The organism is Janthinobacterium sp. LM6 (assembly GCF_002002885.1).
GTDB classification, from domain to species: Bacteria; Pseudomonadota; Gammaproteobacteria; order Burkholderiales; family Burkholderiaceae_D; genus Janthinobacterium; species Janthinobacterium kumbetense.
The window spans coordinates 3,097,011-3,120,299 of the sequence record NZ_CP019510.1; the positions used below are offsets into that span (position 1 = coordinate 3,097,011).

General features: G+C 67.4%; 20 protein-coding genes. 6 read left to right on the forward strand and 14 right to left on the reverse strand.

Annotated features, from left to right (window positions below; all coding sequences use genetic code 11):
- The 3 genes from BZG29_RS13730 to BZG29_RS13740 all read right to left on the reverse strand — a co-directional run bounded on the left by BZG29_RS13730 (position 1) and on the right by BZG29_RS13740 (position 3,981).
- A complete protein-coding gene (locus tag BZG29_RS13730; protein WP_253192874.1) occupies positions 1-2,421 on the reverse strand; it encodes a TonB-dependent receptor in 2,421 nt (806 codons plus the stop codon).
- A gap of 62 nt (positions 2,422-2,483) precedes the next feature.
- Positions 2,484-3,452: a FecR domain-containing protein gene (locus BZG29_RS13735; protein WP_077403614.1), complete on the reverse strand. Its 969-nt coding sequence runs from the start codon at positions 3,450-3,452 to the stop codon at positions 2,484-2,486.
- A 1-nt stretch (position 3,453) separates the two neighbouring features.
- The gene (locus BZG29_RS13740; RefSeq protein WP_077403617.1) at positions 3,454-3,981 is read right to left on the reverse strand and encodes a sigma-70 family RNA polymerase sigma factor; all 528 of its coding nucleotides are present in this window, start codon (positions 3,979-3,981) and stop codon (positions 3,454-3,456) included.
- A gap of 185 nt (positions 3,982-4,166) precedes the next feature.
- Between BZG29_RS13740 and BZG29_RS13745 the strand changes: the two genes are divergently transcribed.
- A complete protein-coding gene (locus BZG29_RS13745) occupies positions 4,167-5,153 on the forward strand; it encodes a magnesium and cobalt transport protein CorA (protein ID WP_077403620.1) in 987 nt (328 codons plus the stop codon).
- 9 nt (positions 5,154-5,162) lie between these two features.
- Here BZG29_RS13745 and BZG29_RS13750 read toward each other — a convergent pair whose 3' ends face one another.
- From BZG29_RS13750 to BZG29_RS13790, 9 genes are all read right to left on the reverse strand, one after another.
- Positions 5,163-5,861: an alpha/beta hydrolase gene (locus BZG29_RS13750; RefSeq protein WP_077403623.1), complete on the reverse strand. Its 699-nt coding sequence runs from the start codon at positions 5,859-5,861 to the stop codon at positions 5,163-5,165.
- Between the two features lie 79 nt (positions 5,862-5,940).
- Positions 5,941-6,999 carry an alpha/beta hydrolase gene (locus BZG29_RS13755; RefSeq protein WP_077403626.1) on the reverse strand — a complete coding sequence of 353 codons (1,059 nt, stop codon included), beginning with the start codon at positions 6,997-6,999 and terminating at the stop codon, positions 5,941-5,943.
- 101 nt (positions 7,000-7,100) lie between these two features.
- Positions 7,101-7,946, reverse strand: a complete 846-nt coding sequence (locus BZG29_RS13760) for a universal stress protein (protein ID WP_077403629.1) — start codon at positions 7,944-7,946, stop codon at positions 7,101-7,103.
- A 23-nt stretch (positions 7,947-7,969) separates the two neighbouring features.
- Positions 7,970-9,760: an alpha/beta fold hydrolase gene (locus BZG29_RS13765; protein WP_077403632.1), complete on the reverse strand. Its 1,791-nt coding sequence runs from the start codon at positions 9,758-9,760 to the stop codon at positions 7,970-7,972.
- 62 nt (positions 9,761-9,822) lie between these two features.
- A complete protein-coding gene (locus tag BZG29_RS13770; RefSeq protein ID WP_171985010.1) occupies positions 9,823-13,365 on the reverse strand; it encodes a response regulator in 3,543 nt (1,180 codons plus the stop codon).
- A complete protein-coding gene (locus tag BZG29_RS13775; protein ID WP_077403639.1) occupies positions 13,362-14,504 on the reverse strand; it encodes an FIST N-terminal domain-containing protein in 1,143 nt (380 codons plus the stop codon). The genes BZG29_RS13770 and BZG29_RS13775 overlap by 4 nt, the downstream gene beginning before the upstream one ends.
- A gap of 14 nt (positions 14,505-14,518) precedes the next feature.
- Positions 14,519-15,577 (reverse strand): HD domain-containing phosphohydrolase, encoded by a 1,059-nt coding sequence (locus tag BZG29_RS13780; RefSeq protein WP_077403642.1) that lies wholly within the window; start codon positions 15,575-15,577, stop codon positions 14,519-14,521.
- Between the two features lie 52 nt (positions 15,578-15,629).
- Complete coding sequence (locus BZG29_RS13785) at positions 15,630-16,145, reverse strand: chemotaxis protein CheW (RefSeq protein ID WP_077403645.1); 516 nt, start codon at positions 16,143-16,145, stop codon at positions 15,630-15,632.
- A gap of 60 nt (positions 16,146-16,205) precedes the next feature.
- The gene (locus BZG29_RS13790; protein ID WP_171985011.1) at positions 16,206-17,108 is read right to left on the reverse strand and encodes a sensor domain-containing diguanylate cyclase; all 903 of its coding nucleotides are present in this window, start codon (positions 17,106-17,108) and stop codon (positions 16,206-16,208) included.
- A gap of 78 nt (positions 17,109-17,186) precedes the next feature.
- Between BZG29_RS13790 and BZG29_RS27775 the strand changes: the two genes are divergently transcribed.
- Positions 17,187-17,537 carry a hypothetical protein gene (locus tag BZG29_RS27775; RefSeq protein ID WP_150130904.1) on the forward strand — a complete coding sequence of 117 codons (351 nt, stop codon included), beginning with the start codon at positions 17,187-17,189 and terminating at the stop codon, positions 17,535-17,537.
- A gap of 34 nt (positions 17,538-17,571) precedes the next feature.
- Complete coding sequence (locus BZG29_RS13795) at positions 17,572-17,760, forward strand: hypothetical protein (RefSeq protein ID WP_077403651.1); 189 nt, start codon at positions 17,572-17,574, stop codon at positions 17,758-17,760.
- A gap of 119 nt (positions 17,761-17,879) precedes the next feature.
- Here the strand turns inward: BZG29_RS13795 and BZG29_RS13800 are convergent, their stop codons facing one another.
- Positions 17,880-18,785 carry a LysR substrate-binding domain-containing protein gene (locus BZG29_RS13800; RefSeq protein ID WP_077403654.1) on the reverse strand — a complete coding sequence of 302 codons (906 nt, stop codon included), beginning with the start codon at positions 18,783-18,785 and terminating at the stop codon, positions 17,880-17,882.
- A 123-nt stretch (positions 18,786-18,908) separates the two neighbouring features.
- On the opposite strand from BZG29_RS13800, the gene BZG29_RS13805 reads away from it, so the two are divergent.
- The 3 genes from BZG29_RS13805 to BZG29_RS13815 are packed head-to-tail and all read left to right on the forward strand — an operon-like array spanning position 18,909 to position 21,973.
- On the forward strand, positions 18,909-20,312 hold the full coding sequence (locus BZG29_RS13805) for an MFS transporter (RefSeq protein ID WP_077403657.1): 1,404 nt from the start codon (positions 18,909-18,911) through the stop codon (positions 20,310-20,312).
- Positions 20,309-20,932, forward strand: a complete 624-nt coding sequence (locus BZG29_RS13810; protein ID WP_077403660.1) for a glutathione S-transferase family protein — start codon at positions 20,309-20,311, stop codon at positions 20,930-20,932. Before BZG29_RS13805 ends, BZG29_RS13810 begins: the two co-directional genes overlap by 4 nt.
- 18 nt (positions 20,933-20,950) lie before the next feature.
- The gene (locus BZG29_RS13815; RefSeq protein WP_077403663.1) at positions 20,951-21,973 is read left to right on the forward strand and encodes an LLM class oxidoreductase; all 1,023 of its coding nucleotides are present in this window, start codon (positions 20,951-20,953) and stop codon (positions 21,971-21,973) included.
- A 7-nt stretch (positions 21,974-21,980) separates the two neighbouring features.
- On the opposite strand, the gene BZG29_RS13820 is transcribed toward BZG29_RS13815, so the two are convergent.
- A complete protein-coding gene (locus BZG29_RS13820; RefSeq protein ID WP_077403666.1) occupies positions 21,981-23,267 on the reverse strand; it encodes a DUF445 domain-containing protein in 1,287 nt (428 codons plus the stop codon).
- Positions 23,268-23,289 lie beyond the last annotated feature (22 nt).

Sequence of the window (23,289 nt, forward strand, 5' to 3'; positions counted from 1 at the left end):
TCAGAACCGGTACGTCAACGTTCCCCGCACGCTGCGCGGCATGCCGTACGTGCCTTGTGCGTAGGTGTTGATGTTGATGTACTTCTTGTCCAGCGCATTCTCCACGTTCAGCTGTGCCGTCAGCTGGCGCGACAGCTGGTAGGTGGCCATCAGACTGACCGTGCTGTAGGCTTCCTGCGTCACTCTTTCCTTGCCGTTCGGGCCTTCGTCGTCAAAGTAGAACTTGCTTTGCCAGTTGACGCCGCCGCCCACGGTGAGGTCGGGCTTGACCTTCCAGGTGGTGAACAGGCGCGCCGTCGAGCGGGGCGAGAGGGTATTGATATCCTGCTGCTCGCGGTCCCTGGCGCGGAAGTGGCTGGCGCTGGCCGTCACGTTCCAGCCCGGTGCCAGGCGGCCCGACAATTCCGCCTCGATGCCGCGGCTGGTGGCGCCGCGCGCCGCGTAATACGCCTGCGTGGTGGTGCCGGGCACGCGGTGCGCGCCGTCCGGCTGGGCCAGCTTGTCCTGCTTGATTTCAAAGATGCCGATGGAACCGTTGGCCCGGCCCTCGGCCAGTTCTCCCTTCAAGCCCACTTCCATGCTTTGCCCCGTCAGCGGGTCCAGCCAGGCGCCCGCGCGGTCCTGGTTTTCCTGCGGGCGGAAGATGTCCGTGTAGCTGGCATACATCGAATAGGTGTCGTTCAGGTCCACCACCACGCCCGCGTAGGGCACGAATTTGCTCTTGGCGAAGGCAAAGCGGGCGCTGCCGTCAAAGCCGATGCGGTCCTTGTCCCAGCGGCTCAAGCGCCCGCCGAGTATCAATTTGGTGTTGTCGGCAAGGTTCAGGCGCGCCGCGCCATACGCGCCATATTGCCTGGTCGTGTATTTTTCCGACAGCACGGGTTCGCCCCAGGCCGGCTGCGGGTAGCTGCCATCCCAGGCGAGGAAATTGCCGATCGGCTCGGGGTCGAGCGCTTCCTTGACGCTGAACTCGGCGTGCTGCAGCGTGTAGTTGGCCCCGACGATGACTTCATGCTGGCGTCCGCCCAGGGAAAATGGCCCCGACAGCTTCACGTCGGCGCTGCTCTGGTCGCGCGCGCCGATGTAGCGGTTCGGATAGCCGAGCATGCCCAGGCCCGTGATTCTATCGGGCCGTTCCGCCAGGAACAGCAGCGGCGTGTCTTCCGTGTGCTTGCTGTACATGGCTTGCGCCTGCGCCTTCCAGCCCTGGCCCAGCGCGTGTTCCACGGTGGCATGCACGTTGGTCTGTTCCGTGGCCCAGGCGGCCCAGCGGGGCGCCGTGGTGACGGAACGGTCGAAATTGGTGCGCGTGCCGTCGCTGTACCACAGGGGGAAGCCGCCCCAGTTGCTGCCTTTCGGGTCGTTCTTCTGGTAGCTGGCGCCCATCATGACGACGGTGCCGGGCGCCAGGTCCGCCTCGGCGGTGGCGTAGACGAGCTGGCGCTGGTTCGAATAGCCATTGGTAAACGACTTGCGGTCCTGCCAGGCGCCGGCCACGCGGCCGCGCACGGAGCCGTCCGCGTTCAGCGGCGCGGCCAGGTCGACGGTGCCACGGTAATCGCTCCAGGAGCCGGCCGCCAGCGACCATTGCCCCTCGAATTGCCTGGCGCTGGCCCGCTTGCGCACCAGATTGATCGAGGCGGACGGGTAGCCGGCGCCCGTCAGCAAGCCCGTGGCGCCCCGCGTCACTTCCACGCGGTCGTAGATCAGCGAATCCATTTCCGATTCGCCGCCCGAATACTGCACCTTATAGGTGGTGGGCACGCCGTCGTACTGGAAATTGTCGACGTCGAAGCCGCGCGCGGAAAAGGTGCTGCGTTCCGTGTCGAACTGGTTGACGGCGATGCCGGGCGTGTTGCGCAGCACGTCGCGCACCGTCAGCAAGTCCTGGTCGTCCATGCGCTGGCGCGTGATGACGCTGACCGATTGCGGCGTCTCGCGCAAGGACAGCACCAGGCCCGTGGCGCTGGCCGTGGCCGGCGTCGTGTACGAGCCCGTGCCTTCCGTACTCGTGCTGCGTTCGGCCGTGGCGCGCACGGCGATGCCGGGCAGGGTGCTTGCCTCGGCCGCCGAGGGCAGCCTGCGCACGGCGTAGTGGCCGCCGCCCTGGTCGACAGCGTATAAGCCGCTGCCGTCGAGCAGGCGGGCGAAACCGTCGGCCACCTGGTAGTCGCCGTTCAAGCCGCGGCTGTTCAAGCCCGCATACAGGCCGGCGGCGCCGGAAATGCTGACGCCGGCGTCGGCCGCAAAGGCGGACAGGACGGCACCGAGGGGGCCGGCGGCCACCTGGTAGTGGCGCGCGGGCGCCTGCAGCGCTTGCTGCTGGGCGGATGCGGGCGCGGTCAAGGCCAGGCTGCCCAGCAGGGCCAGGGTGATGCTGGTGTGGCGGTAGTGCTTCATTGCTTGTTTCCCTTCGTTCATGTGTTGGTCCTGTGTGGATTGACGGGGCACATGACGGAAAGGGACATTGTTCTCAAAAATTTTTATGCGGGCCCGACGGAAATCCACCAACGGCTGTGGCGCAGCACGCGGATGGGCAGCGATGCTTGCAATAGTGACAATAGTTGATCCGTATCATGCAATTGGTACACGCCCGACACGCGCAGCCGCGCCACGGCAGGGTCGCAGCGCACCACGCCGTGGCGGTAGCGGCCCAGTTGCGCCAGCACGTCGGCCAGCGGCGTGTCGTCCGCGTACAGCAATCCCTTGGTCCACGCGGACGCATGCGGCGCCAGCGGCCGCGGCGCGCTGGCCGCCGCCTCGTCGAAACTGGCTTGCCAGCCCGCTGGAACGATGACGGGATTGCCTTCCGCGGGCCGTACTTCGACGGCGCCCTGCGTGACGGCCACGCGGGTGCGCGCGCCGAACAGGCTGTCTTCCTGGCGCACCGTGAAGCGCGTGCCGAGGGCGCGGATGCTGCCGTTGCTGGTGCGCACGATGAAGGGACGCCCGAGGGCATCGGGGCTGGTCGCCACGTGTATCTCTCCGCCGCGCAGGTGTATCAGGCGCAGGGACGCGCCGAAGGCGACGTCGGCGGCGCTGGCCGTGTTCAGGCTCAGGCCGCTGCCGTCGGCCAGGGGGAAATGGCGGATGTCTCCCGTGGCCGTGCGCAGGTCGGCCGTCCATGCCTGCCATGGCGCCACGCGCAGCATGGCCCAGCCAGCCGGCCCGGCGACGATCAGCACGGCCAGGGTCTTCAGGATGGCGCGGCGCTGTGTGCCGGCCGGGCGGTCCAGCACTTGCCTGGACAAGGGCATGGCCAGCGGCGGGGGCAGCATGCCGAAGGTGCGGCACACTTGCTCGGCCCGCTGCCACGCCGTTTCATGGTCGGGGTGGGCGGCGCGCCAGCGGGCCAGCCCTTGTTGCGCGGCAGCGTCGAGTTCGCCGCCTTGCAGGCGCATCATCCAGTGCGCCGCTTCGCGCGCGGCGCGCGCATCGAGGGTTACGCTCATGTCAGGCCAGCAGCAGGATGCATTGTTCGAACGCCTGCACCATGTAGCGCTTGACGGTGCGCTCGCTCACCTTCAGGCGCGCGGCGATGTCCGCATACGCCATGCCTTCCAGCTGCGACAGCAGGAAGGCCGTGCGCACTTTCGCCCCCAGGCCGTCGAGCATGGCGTCGATCTGGTGCAGGGTTTCCAGGATCAGCAAGCGGTCTTCCGCCGACGGCGTGACGGGGGCGGGCAGCTGCGCCAGGGTGGCCAGCCATGCCTGCTCCAGCGACTGGCGGCGGTAATGGTCGATCAGCAGGCGGCGCGCCACGGTGGTCAGGTAGGCGCGCGGCTCGCGCAGGGTGACGGCGCGCTCGCCGGGCGTGGCCAGCAGCTTGACGAAGGTATCCTGCGCCAGGTCGGCCGCGTGGTCCGTGCAGGATAATTTGCCGCGCAGCCAGCGCAACAGCCACGGATGGTGCTGGCCATACAGCTGACTCAATGACGCGGGGCTTTGAGAACCGGCGGCAGGCGATACGGCATACGTCACAGCACACTCCAGGTTGGCGCGGAAGTCCCGTGCCGCTGGCGCATGCAGGCTCTTCTTAAATGCGAATGGTTCTCATTTTACATTGACGTGCCCGAATGTCAATGCGGCAGCCGGATTGGCATGGCAATCATGCGCTTTCCGCTATACTGGCCCCCCAATATTGCCGCCCTTGGCCGAAAATCACCATGGACCTGAGTACCCACGCCGCCGTCGTCAATTGCGAAGCATATCGCGACGGCAGGAAGATCGCCCATTTCGACATCGACAAGGTGGGCGATTTCCTCGGCGACCCCGATTGTTTCGTCTGGATCGGCCTGGCCAGCCCCGATGTCACGGCCATGCAGGCGCTGCAGTCGGCGTTTGGTCTGCACGAACTGGCCGTCGAGGATGCGCAGGGCGCGCACGAGCGCCCCAAGCTGGAAGAATACGGCGACACCCTGTTCATGGTGATGCACACGGCCACCCTGGACGGCGAGGCCATCGTCTACGGCGAAACCCACGTCTTTCTCGGCCCCCGCTTCATCATCACGGTGCGCCACGGCGCCTCGGCCGGCTATGCGAAGTTGCGTGAGCGCAAGGAAAGCGTGCCCGAAAAGCTGGCCAGCGGCCCTGGCTACGTGCTGTATTCCATCATCGATTTCATCGTCGACCAGTACCAGCCCTGCATCGACCATCTGCAGGCCCGCTTCCAGCACCATGAACTGCAGCTGTTCAAGCCCAGTTTGAGCGAGGACAAGCTGCAGGATTTCTACCAGCTCAAGACGGAGCTGCTGAAGCTCGACGCGGCCGTCAACCCCCTGCATGACATCTGCACCCAGCTGATCCGTTTCCATGGCGATATCGTGCCCAAGGAAAACCGCATCTATTACCGCGATATTCTCGACCACGTGAAACGGGTCACGCATACGGCGGGGCAGATGCGCGAGCTGGTCAATTCGGCCATGCAGGTGGCGCTGGGGCAAATTTCGATCCGCCAGAACGAGGTCGTCAAGCGCCTGGCCGCCTGGGCCGCCATCCTGGCCGTGCCCACCATGGTCTTCAGCCTGTACGGCATGAACTTCGAGTTCATGCCGGAACTGAAGTGGCGCGGCAGCTATCCGGCCGTGATCGTCGTCATCATCGCCGGCTGCTACTGGCTGCACCGCCGCCTGAAGCGCGAAGGCTGGCTGTAGCCGGCAGGCTTACTCGCTGGCCAGCGCGCCCGCCGCCTCCAGTATCAGCGCCGCCACTTCCACGGGGCGCGAGGCCAGCGACGCGTGGCTGGCGTTCAGGGTGATGACTTTGCGCGCCTGCAGGCGCGCCGCCATACGCTCCTGGTTGACGGGGGAAATCATGCGGTCGGCGCTGGACATCTGGTACCAGCTGGGCTTATGTTTCCAGGCCGGGTCGCTGACGGTGTCGCCGAAGGTGCTGGCCAGCGGCGCTTTCTGCACCACGCCCAGCACGGCGCCTTCTTCCGCGTCGAGGTCCTGGCAAAAGCTGTCATGGTATTGCTCGGGCTTGACCCACAGGTAGCCGTCGCTGTCGCCTTCCAGGCTGGCCGCGCCCAGGGGCGGGTGTTCCTGCGTGATGCTGCCCGGGCTTTCGCCCGCGTCGGGGGCAAAGGCGGCGATGTACACGAGGCCCGCCACATTCGGCGCATTGCCGGCCACGCTGATGACGGCGCCGCCGTAGGAGTGTCCCACCAGCAACACCGGACCATCGACCTGCGCCACCATCTTGCGCGTGCGCTCGGCGTCGTCGGCCAGCGACGTCAAGGGCAGTTCGACGGCGCGGATGGCCGTGTGGCCGTGGCGCCGCAATTCGACGATGACGCGGCTCCAGTGGGCGGCGCCGCCCCAGAAACCGTGGACGAGGACGATGGTGGCTTGCTTGCTCATGCGGAACTCCTTGGGACAAGGGAAACGGAGAAGACCGCGCCGTATGCGAGGAGGCACTGCGCGGCGGCTGGCTGCACGCCTATTGTAGACCTTCCCAGCGCATCGCCTCGATGGCGTCGACCACCGTGCTCTCGTATTCGATGAAGAAATCGCTGTGGAAGCCGTTGCGCATCACCAGGTGGCTGCTGCCGGGCAGGGCGGCGGCCAGGCGCTCGCCGTCGGCCAGGCGCAGGGGCCGGATAAAGTCGAGTACTTCCTGCGCGGCGGCCCGGGTGGCGGGATCGGCTTGCAGCAGCCATGGAAACAGGTTGCGCAAGGTGCCGGGATCGACGGTGACGACCAGCGCCGGCGCGCGCACGCGGCGGTAGTCGGGCGAAAAATTGTGCGCCGCCACGTCCATGGCCCTGGCGATGGCGGGCGGGGTATTCGGCCGCACGGCGCCGCCGGGCAGCACTTCCAGCGCATTGCGCCAGTTCGCTTCCAGCGCGGGCCACCATTGCTTGTTGATGCGCCTGGCATAGGCGATCGAGGCGTCCAGCGACGCCAGGTCGGCCGGGCCGGGCGGCGGTTCGTCGTAGGGCGTCGGTGCGGGTTCTTCATAGCCGCCGCTGGCCAGGTAGTCGAAGGTCGTGTCCAGGTAGGCGAGTCCCCGCACGCGCTGCGGGTGGCTGCCGGCGAACAGGGTCAGCTCGTTGCCGGCGATGGAATGCCCGGCCAGGATGATGCGCCCGATGCGCAGGGCGTCGAGCACGGCCAGCAGGTCGGCCACGAGGGTGGCGGGAGAGTAGCTGGCGTCGCTGGCGGGCGATGGCTTGCTCGATGAACCGTAGCCGCGCCGCGTGACGGCCAGCACGCGGTGGCGGCGCGCCAGCGCGGGCGCCAGGCTGTCGAACGCATGCGCATTGGCGCCCAGGCCGGCCAGCAGCACGATCACGTCGTCGCTGCCGCCTCTTGCCGATGGCCAGTCGCGCACGTGCAGGCTGACGCCGGGAGCGACGCCGATCTGCCGGTCCGTCACGCCGGATGCGCGCGGCAGCGGACTGCCGCCGCATGCGGCGAGGCCGGCCAGCGCCGTCATTCCCGACAGAAAGTGCCTGCGGGCGTGGAAATGCGCGGGGGCGCCGTGTGTCTTGCTCATGCTGTACTCCTGGTGTGGGTAAGGGCATGAGCAGTGTCGCCGCCGCGCATGAAGCGCGGATGAGGAGCCGGTGAAGGAAGGCTGAAGGCCCGCCGGCCGCGCTAGTGCGACACCAGCACCGGCAACGTCATGTCCTGCAGCACCGTGCGCGTGACGCCGCCCAGCAGCGCTTCGCGCAGGCGCATGTGGCCGTAGCAGCCCATCACGACCAGGTCGCAGCGCCGCTGCGCGGCCATGGCCAGCAGGGCCGTGCCCACGTCCTGGCCCGGCGGCGTGTCGTGCTGCAGCACCTCGACGTTGACGCCGTGGCGCGCCAGGTACAGGGCCAGGTCGGCGCCCGGCTGTTCGCCGTGCGCGGCCGGCTGGGCGTGCGAATTGACGACGGCCAGGGTGACTTGCCGCGCCCCTTGCAGCAGCGGCAGCGCATCGGTGATGGCGCGCAGCGCTTCGGCGCTGCCGTTCCAGGCCAGCAGCGGATGCTGCGCGGTGCCGGCCGGCGCGGCGGAGGGCGCGTGCGGCACCATCAGCACGGGCCGGCCGCAATGGAGCATCAGGTATTCGGCCGTGCCGGCGATGACGCGCGACGGCGTATCCTGCGCATCCGTCTGGCCCAGGATCAGCAAATCGCAATAGCGCGCCTGCAGCAGCAGCGCGCCTTGCGCGTCGTCGTCGACGAAGCGCGTTTCGTAGGCGCCCAGGCCTTCCTCGCGCGCGATGCGCTTGAAGTCGTGCAAGGCTTCGCTGGCCTGGGTGCGCAGCGCCTGCATTTGCGCCGGCGCAAACTGCAGCGCGTTGACGCCGCCGCCATACGCGTAGCGCGAAATGCCGCTCATGGCCGAGCCGATCAGGTGCGCCCCTTCGGCGACGGCCAGGCGCGCGGCCAGGCGGATGCGCCGGGCGCAGTGGCGGGAATTGTCGACGTGGACCAGCAGGGTGGTGTAGGGCATGGCGTTTCCTCGGTTGTCAGTTGTCAGGTCTGCAGCACGTAGCTGCCCGGCGCGTCGCCCAGGTCGGGGCCCATGGCCGGCGGCGCCACTTGCGCGCCCGCTTGCTGCGCCAGCCAGGCTTGCCAGGCGGGCCACCAGGAACCGTCATGGTGCGGCACGTCGCGCTGCCAGCTGTCCGCGTCGACATAGGGCGCGTCGTGGCGGTGCGTGGCCAGCTGGTAGCTGCGGCGCGGCTGGCCCGGCGGCGAGACGACGCCCGCATTGTGGCCGCCCGAGGTGAGCAGGAAGGTGACGTCCGTGTCGGTCAGCAGCTGCAGTTTGTAGACGGAGCGCCACGGCGCCACGTGATCCGTCAGGGTGCCGACGGCAAAGATCGGTGCATCGATGTCGGGCAGGGCGATGTGGCGGCCTGCCGTGCGGTAGCGGCCTTCGGCCAGGTCGTTGTGCAGGAACAGGCGGCGCAGGTATTCCGAATGCATGCGGCAGGGCATGCGCGTGGCGTCCCCGTTCCAGGCCATCAGGTCGCTGTCCTGTTCATCTTGTCCCAGCAGGTAGTGGTTCAAGCGGCGCGACCAGATCAGATCGTTCGAGCGCAGCAGCTGGAAGGCGCCCGCCATCTGCTTCGTATCGAGGTAACCCTGCTTCCACATGGCCGCCTCCAGGAAGCTGACCTGGCTGTCGTCGATGAACAGCGACAGTTCGCCCGGCTCCTTGAAGTCCACCTGCGAGGCCAGCATGGTGAGGCTGGCCAGGCGCGCATCGCCGTCGCGCGCCATCGTCGCGGCGGCGATCGCCAGCAGGGTGCCGCCCAGGCAGTAGCCGGCCGCGTGCACCTGCGGCGCGCCCGTGATGCGGGCGACGGCGTCGAGCGCATCCATCACGCCCAGCTGGCGGTAGTCTTCCAGCGACAGCTCGCGGTCTTCTTCCTGCGGGTTTTTCCAGGAAATCATGAACACCGTGTGGCCTTGCCCCACCAGGTAGCGCACCAGCGAATTGTGCGGCGACAGGTCGAGAATATAGAACTTCATGATCCAGGCGGGCACGAACAGCAGCGGCGTGGCATGCACGCTCTCTGTCGCGGGCGCGTACTGTATCAATTCGATCAAGTCATTGCGGTAGACCACCTTGCCCGGCGTGACGGCCACGTTCCCGCCCACCTTGAACGTGGCTTCGCCGGCCGCGCCGGCGCCCATGGCGGCGCGCTGCCAGTCGTCGGCCGCGTGGACCATGCCGCGCGCCAGGCTGGCGCCGCCGCTCTCGAGGGTGGCTTGCTGTACCACGGGATTGGTCAGCAGGAAGTTCGACGGCGCCAGCATGTCGAGCCACTGGCGCACGGTGAACGTGACGACGTCTTCGTGGTGCGGCGAGACGCCGCGCACGCCCGTGGTGGCGCGGTGCCACCACTGCTGCTGCAGCAGGAAGCCCTGGTAGACGAGATTGTAGGGCCAGCGTTGCCAGGCCGGGTCGTCGAAGCGCCGGTCCTGCGGCAGCGGCGCGATGCACGGCGGCTCGGCGGCGCCGCCGGTCAGGGCCGATTGCCAGGCATATTGCTGCCAGCGGCCGATCTTCTTCCACGCTTCCTGCAGCAGCGTTTTCTGCTTCGATGGCGCCAGCGCCAGGTGGCTGAGCCAGTCGGCATACGCGTTGCCCAGCGCTGCCGGCGAAATGCCGCCCGTGAACTTGCCCAGCCAGGCGTTCAGCAGCAGGTCGAGGGTGGCGCCTTCCGGCGCGCTTTCCGGATAGCCGGGAACCGGCACGCCTTGCCAGGCGCTGCCCAGGCGTTCGTGTTCCACTTGTTGCGTCGCATCGCTCATCCAGGGCTCCCGTCATTTTTTTACAGGATAGCAAGAGCTTGTTCAAAAAATTATGATCTACATCAAGTTTGGCCGGATGCGTGCAGCAGGCAGCCTGCCGCCGGGATGGCAGCGTCCGTTTCCTGCGCAAACAGACGCAGTTGCACTTCCAGCGCATCTAGCCGTGCCAGCAGCGCGCCCCGCGGAGCCATGGGCGCTTCGCGCTCGATGGCGGCGGCGATGGCGACGGCGGGGGCCGCATGGAAGTTGGCCAGCAAGCCGGCCAGGGTATGTGCCTGGCGGCTCGCGGTGGAGCGGTCGTCCGCCTGCAGGGCCGCGCGCAGGGCGGTCAGCTGCGACGGCATGCCGGCCAGGAAGGATGCGCCGATGATGCCGATCACGTCGGCGTCGGCGTCGGCCAGCGCGCCGGCGTAGTCGAAGCGCGGCGCGTTGTGCGTTGCCGGCAGTGCCGCGTCAGGCGCCAGGGTGGGTTGCTGCTTGCTTATTCGCAATACATGCTGCTCGATCAGGCTCTGGAAGGCGGCGGTGCGGAACGGTTTGGACAGGTAGTCGTCCATGCCGCCGGCGATGCAGCGTTCGCGGTCGCCTTCGAAGGCGCTGGCCGTCATGGCGATGATGACGCTCCTCGGCATGCCCTGCGCTTCGCGCTGCCGGATCTGCGCGGTGGCTTCGAAACCGCCCATTTCCGGCATCTGCAAGTCCATCAGGATCATGTCGAAATGGGCGGCTGCCTGGCAATCGAGGGCGATGCGGCCGTTTGCCGCATGCGTGACCCGGTGCCCCGCATTCGATAGCAGCACGGTGGCCAGTTCGCGGTTCATGGCGTTGTCCTCGACCAGCAGGATGTCCAGGCCGGGCATGCTTTCCCGCACGGTATGGCGCGTGATCACGGGGGCGGCGCCGGGCATGCCGCGGCACGTGCCCAGCACGCTCATGGTGATGGCCAGCAATTCCTCGGGGCTGGCCGGTTTGAGCAGGTAGCCATCGATGCCCAGTTCGCGGCAGCGCGCCGCGTCGCCCAGGCTGCCGCTCGAGGACAGCATGACGATGGGTACCTGGCTCCAGTGGGGCAGGGCGGCCAGGGCCAAGGCCGCATCGAAACCATTCATGCCGGGCATGGCGCAGTCCATGATGATGCAGTCCGCGGGCAAGCTGGTGCGGCAGTGCTCCAGCGCCGCCTCGCCCGACTCGCAGGCGGCCACGCTTGCGCCGCTGTGCCCGAAGATCTTGCGCAGGATGGTCAGGCTGCTGGGGTTGTCGTCGACCAGCAGGATGGCGCGTCCCACGAGCGAGGCGCCGGGCGGCGGCAGGATGGGCGCCTGCTCGCCGATGGGCAAGGTCAGCTCCACGGTGAAGCAGCTTCCCTTGCCCAGCTCGCTCGACAGGCTGATGCTGCCGTCCATCATCGTCACCAGGCGGCGCGTGATCGACAGGCCCAGTCCCGTGCCGCCGAAGCGCCGCGTGGTCGAGCCGTCTTCCTGCTGGAAGGCGTCGAAGACGGCCTGCCGCATGTCGGCGGCGATGCCGATGCCGGTGTCGCGCACGTCCAGCTGCAGCTGAGCCACGTTGCCGTCGCTGGCGCGCAGCCGGGCGCTGACGGCCACCTCGCCGCGCGGCGTGAACTTGATGGCGTTGCCCGCCAGGTTGGTCAGCACCTGGCGCAGGCGGCCGGGATCGCCCAGCAAGGTCTGCGGCAGCGCGGGATCGAGGTCGAGCACCAGTTCCAGTCCGCTGGCCTGCGCCCGCATGAGGTGCGCGCGCATGGTTTCCTGCATCAGCTGGCGCAGGTCGAAGGGGATGCTTTCCAGGGTCAGCATGCCCGCCTCGATCTTGGAGAAATCGAGGATGTCGTTGATGATGCACAGCAGGGCGTCGGCCGAGGCCTTGACGATTTCCAGGTACTTGCGCTGATGGGTGTCGAGTTCCGAATCGAGCACCAGGTCCGTCATGCCCAGGATGCCGTTCATCGGCGTGCGGATTTCGTGGCTCATGTTGGCCAGGAATTCGCTCTTCGAGCGGCTGGCCGATTCGGCCGCTTCCTTGGCCAGCAACAGGGCCCGTTCGGCCGCCTTTTGGCTGGAAATGTCGACCAGGGTGCCCACCAGCCCGTTCAGGCTGCCGTCTGACGCCAGCAGGGCCGCCTTGCTGAACAACACGTCGACCTGCCGCGCGCCGACGGTCAGCCGCTCTTCATAGGTCTGGTTGCCGCGGTCCTGCAGCAGGCGCGCATCGTGCTGCGTCACCAGATGCACTTCCTGCGGCGGCAGCAGTTCGGCGGCCGTCAGGCCCAGGATGCGCGCCTGGTCGACATTGAAGAAGGCGCAGAAGGCGCGGTTGGCGCGCAGGTAGCGGCCCTGCACGTCCTTCAGGTACAGGGGGATCGGGATGGTTTCGATCAGTGCGTCGACGAAATTGAGGTTGTGCCGCAGCTCGCGCGCCGCCAGGCGCCGCTCCGTGATGTCCGTCAGGCTGCCCGTGATGCCGGCCAGGCGCCCCAGGCCGTCGCGTTCGGCGCGCGCGCACACGTCGATCCAGCGCACGTTGCCGTCGCTGGTGACGTAGCGCGCTTCATGGCGCATGCTGTCCACCTGGCCGTCCAGCAGCTGGGACAGGCCGGCGGCGGCGCGCTCGCGGTCGCGCGCGTCGATGAATTGCAGCACGCTCTTGCCCAGGCTGTCGGCGGCGTGAAAGCCGGTGATGGTGTGCCAGGCGGGGTTCAGGAAGGTCCAGGCGCCGTGCACGTCGGTGCGGAACACCACTTCGTTGAGACTGTTGACAACGTTGCGGTATTCGCGCTCGCTTTTCGCGATGGTTTCGGCCATGCGCTTGCTCTCGCTGATTTCCGTGCGGATGGCGATGTACTGATAGGGCTTGCCTGCCGCATCGAGGAAGGGCACGATGGTGGCGTCGACCCAGTACTGCTGGCCATCCTTGGCGTGGTTGCAGATTTCCCCGTGCCACACCTGTCCCGTGGTGATGGTTTGCCACATCTGCGCGAAGAAGGCGTCCGGGTGCGTGTGCGAGTTGATCAGGCGGTGCGTCTGGCCGATCAGCTCTTCGCGCGCATAGCCGCTGATGGCGCAGAACTTGTCGTTGACGTAAATGATGGCGCCGGCCGTGTCGGTGATGCTGACAATGGCGTGCTGGTCCATCGCAAAGCGCTGGTTCAGCAGCTCGATGCGGCGCAGCTCCTGCTGGTTCACCAGCTCGGCCAGCAGCACGGACAGGCCCTCGATATCGCCTTCCCCGGGCAGGTGCAGGCCCGAATCGTCGTTGTCGAGCAGGCGCACGGCCGCCACGCGCAGCGACTGGATCACGCGGTTGCGGCTGGCCAGTTGCGTGCGCAGCAGGTCATTCGTGACGCTCAGCTCATTCGAACTCAGTTCCAGGCTGCGCGAGCGCAAGTCCAGGTCGCGTTCGGACTGCTCGTAGGCGCTGTCGATGCGCTGCAGCAGGGCCGGCAGGCCGGCCAGGAAGCCGGCCAGTTCGGGCGGCGTGTCCGCGTGCACGCTCAGTGCCTGCGCCTGTTGCAGCAGGGCGGCGCAGGCGCTGTCCGAGTCGATGTTGCAGACGCGGTGCAATTGGCGTGCCAGGGTGCGGTTCATGCTTCGCTCAACACAGTCACGGTCATCGTCTGATTGTGCAGCTGGCATGCGCCGTGCGGCTGGGCGATGCCGATTTCGCCGTTGGAATAAAAACCGGCGATGCAGGCCACGCCGCCCAGCAGGTCGGCCACGGCTTCGACCTCTTCCTCGACCCGGTCGCCCATGACCAGCTTGCGGCCCACGCAGCTGACCAGCAGAGCCAGCTGGTCGCCCGCCGCATCGGCGTTGGGCTGGACGCCGCGCGCGGCCGTTTCGGCCCCGTCGATGAGCCGGTTGGTACTCGAATGCATCAGTTTCAGGTAGCCGTCGGCGAGGATGTCGCCGGCCAGGGTCAGCGACCCTTGCTCTTCATCGACGGCGAGGATGGTGCGGAAGACATTGCTTTTTTCGTGCGCGGCCGTGAGCATTTCGAACGGGAACAGCAGTCCCGAGCCGGGCAGATCGCGCGCATGGTCGCCCAGGTACAGCTTGTAGATATCCAGTGCGCGCGCGCCGTCCAGGCCATACAGCACGTTGCCGACGCAGCGCGTCACCTTGCGCGCCGGGCCGAACGCTTCCCAGCCCGCATGGCTGCCGTAGCCGAGCCGGACATGTTCGCCGTACAGGCCGACGGCGACGACGGTATTGTCGGCCGCGCCGCGCGGACCCAGGGTCCAGGTCTGGCGAAAAGCGCCGCCGTCCGCCGCCAGGCCGCCGGAGACCGTCACGCCCGGCGGCAGGTTCGCCTGCAGTCCGGCGATGAGGGCGCTGCCATTGATGGCCACGCCCGTGCCCAGCATGAAGACGGCCGTCAGGCCATCCTGCGGCAGCGCCTGCGCCAGGCGTTCGCCCGTGTCGCGCGAGTCCGCCATGTCGCAGATGATGGCGTCGGCAATCGCCACTGTCGTATGGGCAAAGCGGATGGCGGTGATGACGCAGCTGTCGTCGTAGACGCGCTTGCCGGCGATTTCGCCGGCCGTGGAACAGCCGGCGATGACGGCGCCCGGCATCTGGCGGCGCAAGGCCGCCGTCAGTTCGGCGGTGGCGAAGTAGGCGCAGGCGCCAAACACCAGCACCAGGTCGGGCGCCATCGCGGCCAGGGGGGCCAGGGTGGCATCGATGCCGGCACGGTTTTTCAGGATCAGTTGTTGCACGCGCATGGCGGGCTCCTCGCTTACAGTGGGTGGGCGTGGTGAGGGACGGGGTCGGGCAGGCTGTCGCGGATGGCGATCACCTCGTCCCAGGCGCCCAGGAAGGCGTCGATGCAGCGCGGACAGAAATGGCTGCCTTTGTTTTGTTGCAGGAACAGACGCGCCTGTTCCACGGGCCAGGCGGGCTTGTACGGGCGTTCCGAAGTGAGCGCGTCGAAGACATCGGCGACGGCCACGATGCGCGCCGACAGCGGTATCTGTTCGCCCGCCAGGCCGCGCGGATAGCCGCTGCCGTCGTATTTCTCGTGGTGGCCGCAGGCGATTTCCTCGGCCAGGCGGATCAGCGGCGAATCGCTGCCGGCGAGGATCTGGCCGCCGATTTCCGCATGCTGGCGCATGATGGCCATTTCCTCGGGGTCCAGCCGCCCCGGCTTGAGCAGGATATGGTCGGGCGTGGCCAGCTTGCCCACGTCGTGCATGGGGGCCGCCTTGAGCAGCAGCTCCTGCCAGGGCGCGTCGAGGCCCAGCTCCCTGGCGATCAGCGCCGAGTAGCGCGCCATGCGCATGATGTGGCCGCCCGTTTCCGGGTCGCGGAATTCGGCCGCCCGCGCCAGGCGCGTGACCAGTTCCATTTCCCTGGCCGTGACGTTGGCGATGGCCTGGGCCACTTCGTGTTCGAGCAGCCTGGCGCGGTCGGTCAGCAGGTTTTGCGCCATGCGCAGGGCCAGCAGGTTGCGCACGCGCAAGCTGAACTCGATGGTGTCGACAGGCTTGGTGAGGAACTCCGTCACGCCCAGCGAAAAAGCCTGCTTGCGCACGGCGCGGTCGTTCTCGGTGGTCACCATGATGATGGGGATGTCGGCCATGCCCGGCATCTTGCGGAAAATGCTGAGGAATTCATTGCCCGACAGGCTGGGCATCCGGTAGTCGAGCAAGACCAGATCCGGCACGTTTGTTTCGCACCAGTACAGGGCATCGATGGGATCGTTCATGCAGACCGGTTCGATGCTGCAGGCTTTGCGGGCCAGCGTCGCCAGCAGGCTCAGGTTGGTGTCGTTGTCATCGACGATCAGGATGCTCATGGTGTCTCCGGCGGATGGCGGACAGGTGGCGGGCGCGATGGCGATGACTTGTTCAGGCCGCCAGCTTGCCCGTGGCATGCATGCCCAGGCCCGCCAGCAGCCCGCCCATGTCGAGCACGATCAGCATGCGCTCGTCCAGGGTGCCGATATCCGTCACGTGACCTGCCATGGCCGAGCCGTGCAGCTGCGGCGGCGGCTTGAGCTGCGCCGGCGCCAGTTGCACCACATCGGCCACGCGGTCGACCACGATGCCGGTGGCGCCGTGCGCGAAGATGAGGATGATCACCACCGTCGAGGCGTCATAGGCGGGTTCGGCCTGGCCCAGCGCGATGCGCAGGTCCAGCAGCGGCACGATGCTGCCGCGCAGGTGGATGAAACCCTTCAGGAAGGCGGGCGCATTGGCGATGCGGGTGACGGCGCCGTAGCCGCGGATTTCCTGCACCAGGCCGATGTCGAGCGCGTATTCCTCCTTGCCCAGGCCAAAGACCAGCAATTCGCGGGCGCCCGCCTGCGCCGGCTGGCTTGTTGCTGCTGCATGCACTGCGGCATGCGTCGTGATGGTTTCCATGTGCTTGCTCCTGTCAGGTGATGCGTGATGCATGAAACTGCGAAAGTACCCGGTTGCTGCTCAAGCCTGCTCGATGCGGTTGCGGCCCTTGTTCTTGGCCTGGTACAGCGCGGCGTCGGCTTGCATGAAACCGGCTTTCCAGTCGCCGCTGTGGGGCAGCGGCGCCAGGCCGATGCTGATCGTCGCCGTGATGGCCGCGAGCTCGAAGTCGACACACGTGGCGGCCACGGCAAGGCGGATGCGTTCCGCCACCTGGTGCGCCGTGCTCATGTCCGTATGCGGGAACAGCAGGCCGAATTCCTCGCCGCCCACGCGGGCGACGACGTCCGAGGCCCGCGCCTGGGACTGCAGCACGGCCGCGATGGCGCGCAGCACGGCGTCGCCGGCCGCGTGGCCATGCCGGTCGTTGACCTTCTTGAAGAAATCGATGTCGGCGATGCCGATGGTCATCGCACTGCCCGCGCGCCTGGCCCGCGCCGCCACGCGCACGGCGTCGATCTCGAAGGCGCGGCGGTTCGGCAGGAGGGTCAGGGGATCGCTCAGGGCGATGCGCTGCAACTGCTGCCAGCGGGCCGCGTTCTGCTGCTCGATAGCCCGTTCGTGGCGCTGGTCGATGAAAAAAGCGCCCATGTAGTTTTCATTGTCCAGCTTGCCCAGGTCCATGGCCTTGAGCACGATGGGCAGCATCGAGCCATCGCGATGGCGAATGGCGAAATGGCGCTTGTGGCCCAGCACCTTGGCGTCCTTGCAGCCGCCGGCCAGATAGGCGCCGATTTGCGCGCCATGCTGTTCGCGCACGGCATCGGGCAGCAGCGTCTCGATCTGCTGGCCGGGCAGGCTGCCCGCGTCATAGCCGCTCAGCGCATACATGGCATCGTTGGCATAGCGGATGCGTGAAGCGGCATCGATGATGACGGCGGCGTCGGCGGCGTCGAGCAGACGCAATGCCAGGATTTGGTTCATGTACTTCTCCCATGCAAGGAATGCGGAGATGCCGAGCGGTCGAGGCTGCGATAGCTGTTGCACCACTTTGATTTCTCCTTGGAAATCATCATACATCAAATAAAATCGATTTCAACAAATATCTTGATTTTAATGATTTTATTTGGATTTTTACTACAGTCGGCATCGGGATTCGATGACGCTGTCAGCGTCTCATGCCGCCATTCTCGCTCTGCCAGCGCGCGTTTTTCCACCGCGACGCATGCCGGCGCACAGAAAAAATTTGTTTCTATATGGATTTATTTATTGTATTTGGTAAATTTATGCAGCAAAATGCAATTGCGGCCTGATCAGCAAGCGTGCAGGCCGTTCAAGCCGGCGGGACAGGCCGGTAACCGGAATCGAGGAGAGGGACATGCTTACGAACAGGATGACAAGCGGCAGGGCTGATGCCTGCAGGGGCAACGCGGCGTTCAGGCGCGGCATGGCGCGCGATACCGCGGGCGCTGCGCGACCGGCCCTGGGCCGCCTGCAGGCGCTCGCCTACCTGGCGCTGCTGTTGGCCGTGCTGCCCGCCGCAAGCTGCATCGCCATGGGACGCGCCGGCGTACCGGCGCTGTTCAGCACCGCGTGCGGCGTGGTGTCGTGCGCGGCCGGGGGGCATGCGCTGTAAGCAAGCCCCAGTAAATGATTGCGATTTCTGGCGTCCATAAGCGGCGCTCTGCGTCGCAGCTGGCGCCTTGCCTGGCATCCGATCTTGTTCGTCACAAATCGACAATGATTTCCTGAGGATTACTTAGCGGCGGTTTGCGCTTCCTCGCAAATCCATGCCATGAATGCCTGCACGGCAGGGCGCGTGGCTGCGTCGGGCCGCGTCACCAGGTAGTAGGCAAAGCGCGCGGGCCACGGCAAGTCCAGCACTTGCACCAGGCGCCTGGCGGCGATTTCTTCCTGCGCGTACAGCTGCGGCACCAGGGCCAGGCCCTGGCCCGCCTCGGCCGCGCGTATCAACAGAAAATCATCTTCGAAGGCCGAGCCGCGCAGCGCCCGTGCCGCCTCCTCGCTGCTGTCCGGCGCACCATGCGCGGCCAGCCACAAGGGCCAGTCGGCGCGGTCCGTGTCGTGCAGCAGCGGGTAACGCAGGCAATCGGCCGGCGTGGCGATGGGGGCCTGCCCCGCCATCAGGGATGGACTGGCGACGGGCACCAGCACGGGCGCCATCAGGCGCGTCACCTGCAAGCCCGGATAGTCGCCCAGGCCGTGGCGCAAGGCCACGTCGACCCGGTCGCGGCGCAGGTCGACCAGCGCGGATGTCGCTTCCACGCGCACCTCGATATGGGGATGGCGCTGGTTGAAGCGGCCCAGGCGAGGCACCAGCCACGCGGCGGCAAAGGTGGCGACCGTGCTGACGGTGAGCGTCTGGCGCGCGCCCATGTCTTCCAGCGCCTGGCTGGCGCCGGCGATCTGCGCGAAGGCGCCCAGCAGGGCGGGGTGGACCCTGGCGCCCGCCTCGGTCAGGCGCAAGCCCTGGCGTTCACGCGTAAACAGGGGCATGCCGACCCGTTCTTCCAGCAGGCGGATTTGCTGGCTGACGGCGCCCGACGTCACGTGCAGCGCTTCGGCGGCCGCCTTGATGCTGCCGCGCTGGCCCACTTCGACAAAGGCGCGCAACGCCTGGAGCGGTAAAGGATGCGTCATCGATATAGTTTTTCTATAGTTAAGCGCGAAAAAACATCGTTTCTGTTTCGCTCTGGGAAAACGCATTATAGGGGAGTTCGGCGTTCTTTTGATGTCGAGTAAAACTATATCGATAGGATCTCCATGTTACTTTCACATCGGCAGCTTTGCCTGCTTTTGCTGTGCACCACGCAATTCGTTGCCTTGCTCGATTTTTCCATCACCATGATCCCCTTGCCGCAAATCCAGCACAGCCTGGGCTTTACGCCCGGCGGGCTGCAGTGGGTGATCAATGCGTATGGCGTGGCCATCGCCGGCTTCCTGCTGCTGGGCGGGCGCGCGGCCGACCTGTTCGGCCGCCGCCGCGTCTTCATCGCGGGGCTGCTGCTGTTCACGACTGCCTCGCTGCTCGGTGGTTTTTCGCACAGCCCGGCCATGCTGGTGGCCACGCGCGCGCTGCAGGGCTTCGGCGCCGCCATGTTTTCGCCGGCCGCGTTCTCCCTGCTGCTGGCCGTGTTTCCCGAGCCGGCCCGGCGCAACCGGGCGCTCGGCGCCTGGACGGCCGTGGCGGCCAGCGGCTTTGTCGCGGGCCTGATCCTGGGCGGCTTCATCACGGACCTGCTGGGCTGGCGCTGGGTGTTGTGGATCAATGTGCCCGTCGGCCTGCTGGTGCTGGCCCTGTCGCCGGCCTTGCCCCTGGGCCGGTCCGATGCGGATAGCGCCGCGGCTGGCGGCTCGCTCGACGTGTGGGGCGCGCTGCTGGTGGCATCGGGCGCGGCGACGCTGGTGTTTGCCTTTGCCAATAGCGAGCATGTGGGACTGGCGCATCCGCTCACGTTTGCCCTGGTCGCGCTGGCGCTGGCCTTGCTGGCGCTGTTCGTCTGGGTGGAGGGGCGCGTGGCCGCGCCGCTGATGCCGCTGGCCGTCTTCCGGCGCCGCTCGACGGGCGGCGCGAATATCGTCTCCCTGCTGGCCAACACGGCCCTCGGCCCCACCTTTGTCGTCGTGGCGCTGGCCATGCAGGAAGTGCTGGGGTTTTCCGCCACGCGCACGGGACTGGGCTTGCTGCCGATGGCCGTCGCCTTTACGCTGGCCAGCGCGTGGGCCGGACCGGCACTGATCGCCCGCTGCGGCACCAAACCCGTCATCGTCGGCGGCATGCTGCTGTTCATCGGCGGCCTGGCCATGCTGGGCGCATCGCTGGCCACGCTGGCGTCGTGGGCCGCATCCATCCTGCCAGGCACCGTACTGGCCGGCATCGGCTATGGCCTGGCGTTTCCCGCCTGGACCGTGGCCGGCATCGATGGCGTGCCGGAAGCGGACCATGGCCTGGCGGGCGGCATGCTGACGACCACGCAGGAAGTCGGCTCGGCCGTCGGCCTGGCCGTGGGCGTGGCGGTCAGCATCGCCGTGCTGGCCGGCGGCGGCACGGCCGCGCAAGGCTACAGTGGCGCCATCCTCGTTTCCGCCTGTCTGGTGGCGGCGGGCCTGGCCTGCGCCATCGTTATCCTGCCCGGCAAGGCCGCGCGCCAGGAGGCGGCGTCATGATGGAGCTCTACACCGACAGCTCGCCCAACGGTTTCAAGGCCACCATCGCGCTGGCCGAACTGGGCTTGCCGTATCGATTGCACCATGTGCGCATCGAACAGGGCGAACACCGGCTGCCCGCCTTCCTGGCCCTCAATCCGCACGGGCGCATTCCCGTGCTGGTCGACCATGACACGGGCATCACCGTGTTCGAGTCGGCCGCCATCCTGCTGTACCTGGCCGAAAAGACGGGGCGCCTGCTGCCGGCGCAGCCGCAGCAGCGCTGGGCCGCCATCACCTGGCTGCAATTTCACGCGGCCAGCATGGGGCCGATGCTGGGCCAGCGCGTGCATTTTGAACTGGCCGACGGCGGCGCGGATGTCGCCGCCACGGCGCACTTCCGCCACTTGTGCGACGCCGCGCTGGCCACCATGGACGGCCGCCTGGCCGGCAATGCCTACCTGGCCGGCGACGACTATTCCATCGCCGACATCGCCACCTTCGGCTGGCTGCACATCGCCCGCATCGTCGGCTTCGATTTTTCCGCCTGGCGCCACGTGGACGCCTGGTACGTCCGCGTGGCGGCCCGCCCGGCCGTCCGGCTGGGCATCACGCTTCCCGCGCCCGCCACGGGCGCTTGACCTACATCAAGGAACAATATGACGATCAATACCAGCGGCGCGTCCTCGCACGCGTTTGCCCGCCATGCCAGCTACCGCCGCATGTTCGCGCCCGGCGCGCTCACCCTCGGCATTTATCTGCCGCTGCGTTTTTACCAGGGCGACATGCGGGCGCTGGCCGGCCAGGCGGACCTGGTCGCCGCCATGGACCGGCAAGGCTTTGCCGCCGCCTGGGTGCGCGACATTCCCCTGTTCGACCCGCGCTTCGGCGATGCGGGCCAATTGTTCGACCCGTGGACCTATCTGGCGTATCTGGCGGCGCGCACGGTGTCGCTGGCCCTGGCCACGGGCAGCGCCATTTTCACCCTGCGCCATCCCATCGACCTGGCCAAGGCGGCCGCCAGCATCGACCAGCTGTCGGGCGGACGCCTGGTGCTGGGCACGGCCTCGGGCGACCGCGCCAGCGAATTTCCCGCGTATGGCGTGCCGCATGCCACGCGCGGCGCGCGCTATGCGCAGGCCGTGCACATGTTCCGCCAGCTGCTGCAGGCAGGCCCCGCCAGCATCGACGGCCCGCTGGGCAGCCTGGCTGGCCTCGAACTGCTGCCCAAACCCGTGGCGGGCGCCATTCCCCTCGTCGTCACCAGTTCCTCGGGCCAGCCGCTGGAGTGGATAGGGCGCCACGCGGATGGCTGGCTGACGTATCCGGAAGCGACGGATACGCCGGACGGGCCGCGCCGGCTGGCGGAAAAGATCCGCGCCTGGCGCGCCTGCATACCGGATGGCGGCTTTCGCCCGCATATGTGCAACGAGTGGCTGGACCTGGTGGACGACCCCGATTACCCGCGCACGCCCGTGCGCAGCGGCTATGTGCTGCGCACGGGACGCAAGGGTTTGATCGACTTGCTCGGTGAATGGCGGGACGCTGGCGTCAACCATGCGGCGCTGGGCATCCAGCATGGCCAGCGCCCGGCCGCGGAGGTGCTGCAGGAACTGGCGCAGGAAGTGCTGCCGCATTTTCCCTCGCACGCGGCGGCGGCCAGCGCCGTGCCGCGCTGGTGAAGGCGGCCTAAAACAGCTGGGTAGCCGTATAAATCAGCAAACCGGCCAGGCCGCCCACGATGGTGCCGTTGATGCGGATGAATTGCAGGTCGCGCCCGATGGCCAGTTCGATGCGCTCGCTCATTTCATCCTTGCTCCACAGATCCAGGCGGGCGGCGATAAAGGCGCCCACCTCGCCCCGGTAGCGCCGTACCAGCGCGCCGCTGCCGGCGACGATGGCGTCGTTCAGCCATGCCCGCGCAGCGTTGTCCGCCTCCAGCACCTTGCCCGTGTTCTGCGCCAGGCTGGCGATGGTTTGCGCCAGCACGGGCTGGTCCGCGTGCAGGTCGGCCAGCAGGCGCGTGCTGAGGTGGTGCCAGACGTCGCCCAGCATGGCTTGCACCGTATCGCTGGCGATCAGCTGCAGCTGGTAGCGGCGCACCGTGGCTTGCCACTGCGGGTCGGCCTTCAGGTGCAGCGCGCTGTCGGCGATCCAGCCGGCGATGCGCTGGCGCAGCGGGTGGGCCGGGTCGACGCGCACGGCGAGGGCGAATTTCTGCAGCGAGGCGATCATGCGCGGCTCGTACGCCTTCACGGCTTTTTTCACCAGCCCGTTCTCGATCTGGAAGGCGCCCAGCACGAAGTCGCCGATGGCGGCGTGGTGGTGCTCGTCGTCCAGGTAGGCGGCGCTGCGGTCGAGCAGGAAGTCCAGCAATTCCTGCGGCTTGCCGTCGGCGATCAGGGCATCGATGCAGTCGGCCGCCACGTCCGACAAATTTAATTGAGCCAGGTAGCTGCTGGCCTGCTCGCGCAGCAGGCGGCCCAGTTTGTCGTGGTCGGCCATCGCCAGCAGCTGTCTGGCGACACCGGCGCCGGCCATACCCAGCTGCCGCGCGTGGGTCTCGTCACCGAGCCAGGCCCCGAGGCGCGCGGCGGGGTCGGCTTGCACGATGCGCTCGGCGATGCCTTGCTCGGTAATGAAATGGTTTTCCACGAAGGCGCCCAGGCTGCGGCCGATGTCCGCCTTGCTGTTCGGGATGATGGCCGTATGCCACAAGGGGATGCCCAGCGGGTGGCGGAACAGGGCGACGACGGCGAACCAGTCGGCGATCGCGCCCACCATGGCCGCTTCGGCGAACGCCTCCACGTAGCCCCAGGCGGGATGGCCGTCCCGCTGCGAGCGGGCCACGGCGAAGACCAGCGCGGCCAGCAGCAGCAAGCCGACGGCCAGCCACTGCATGTTGCGCAGGCGCGCGCGTTTGAGCTGGTCCGTGCTTTGGTCCAGCTGGGCGATGAGGTCGGGGGAACGTTGCATGGATGGCGGCCTGCGGTGGTTG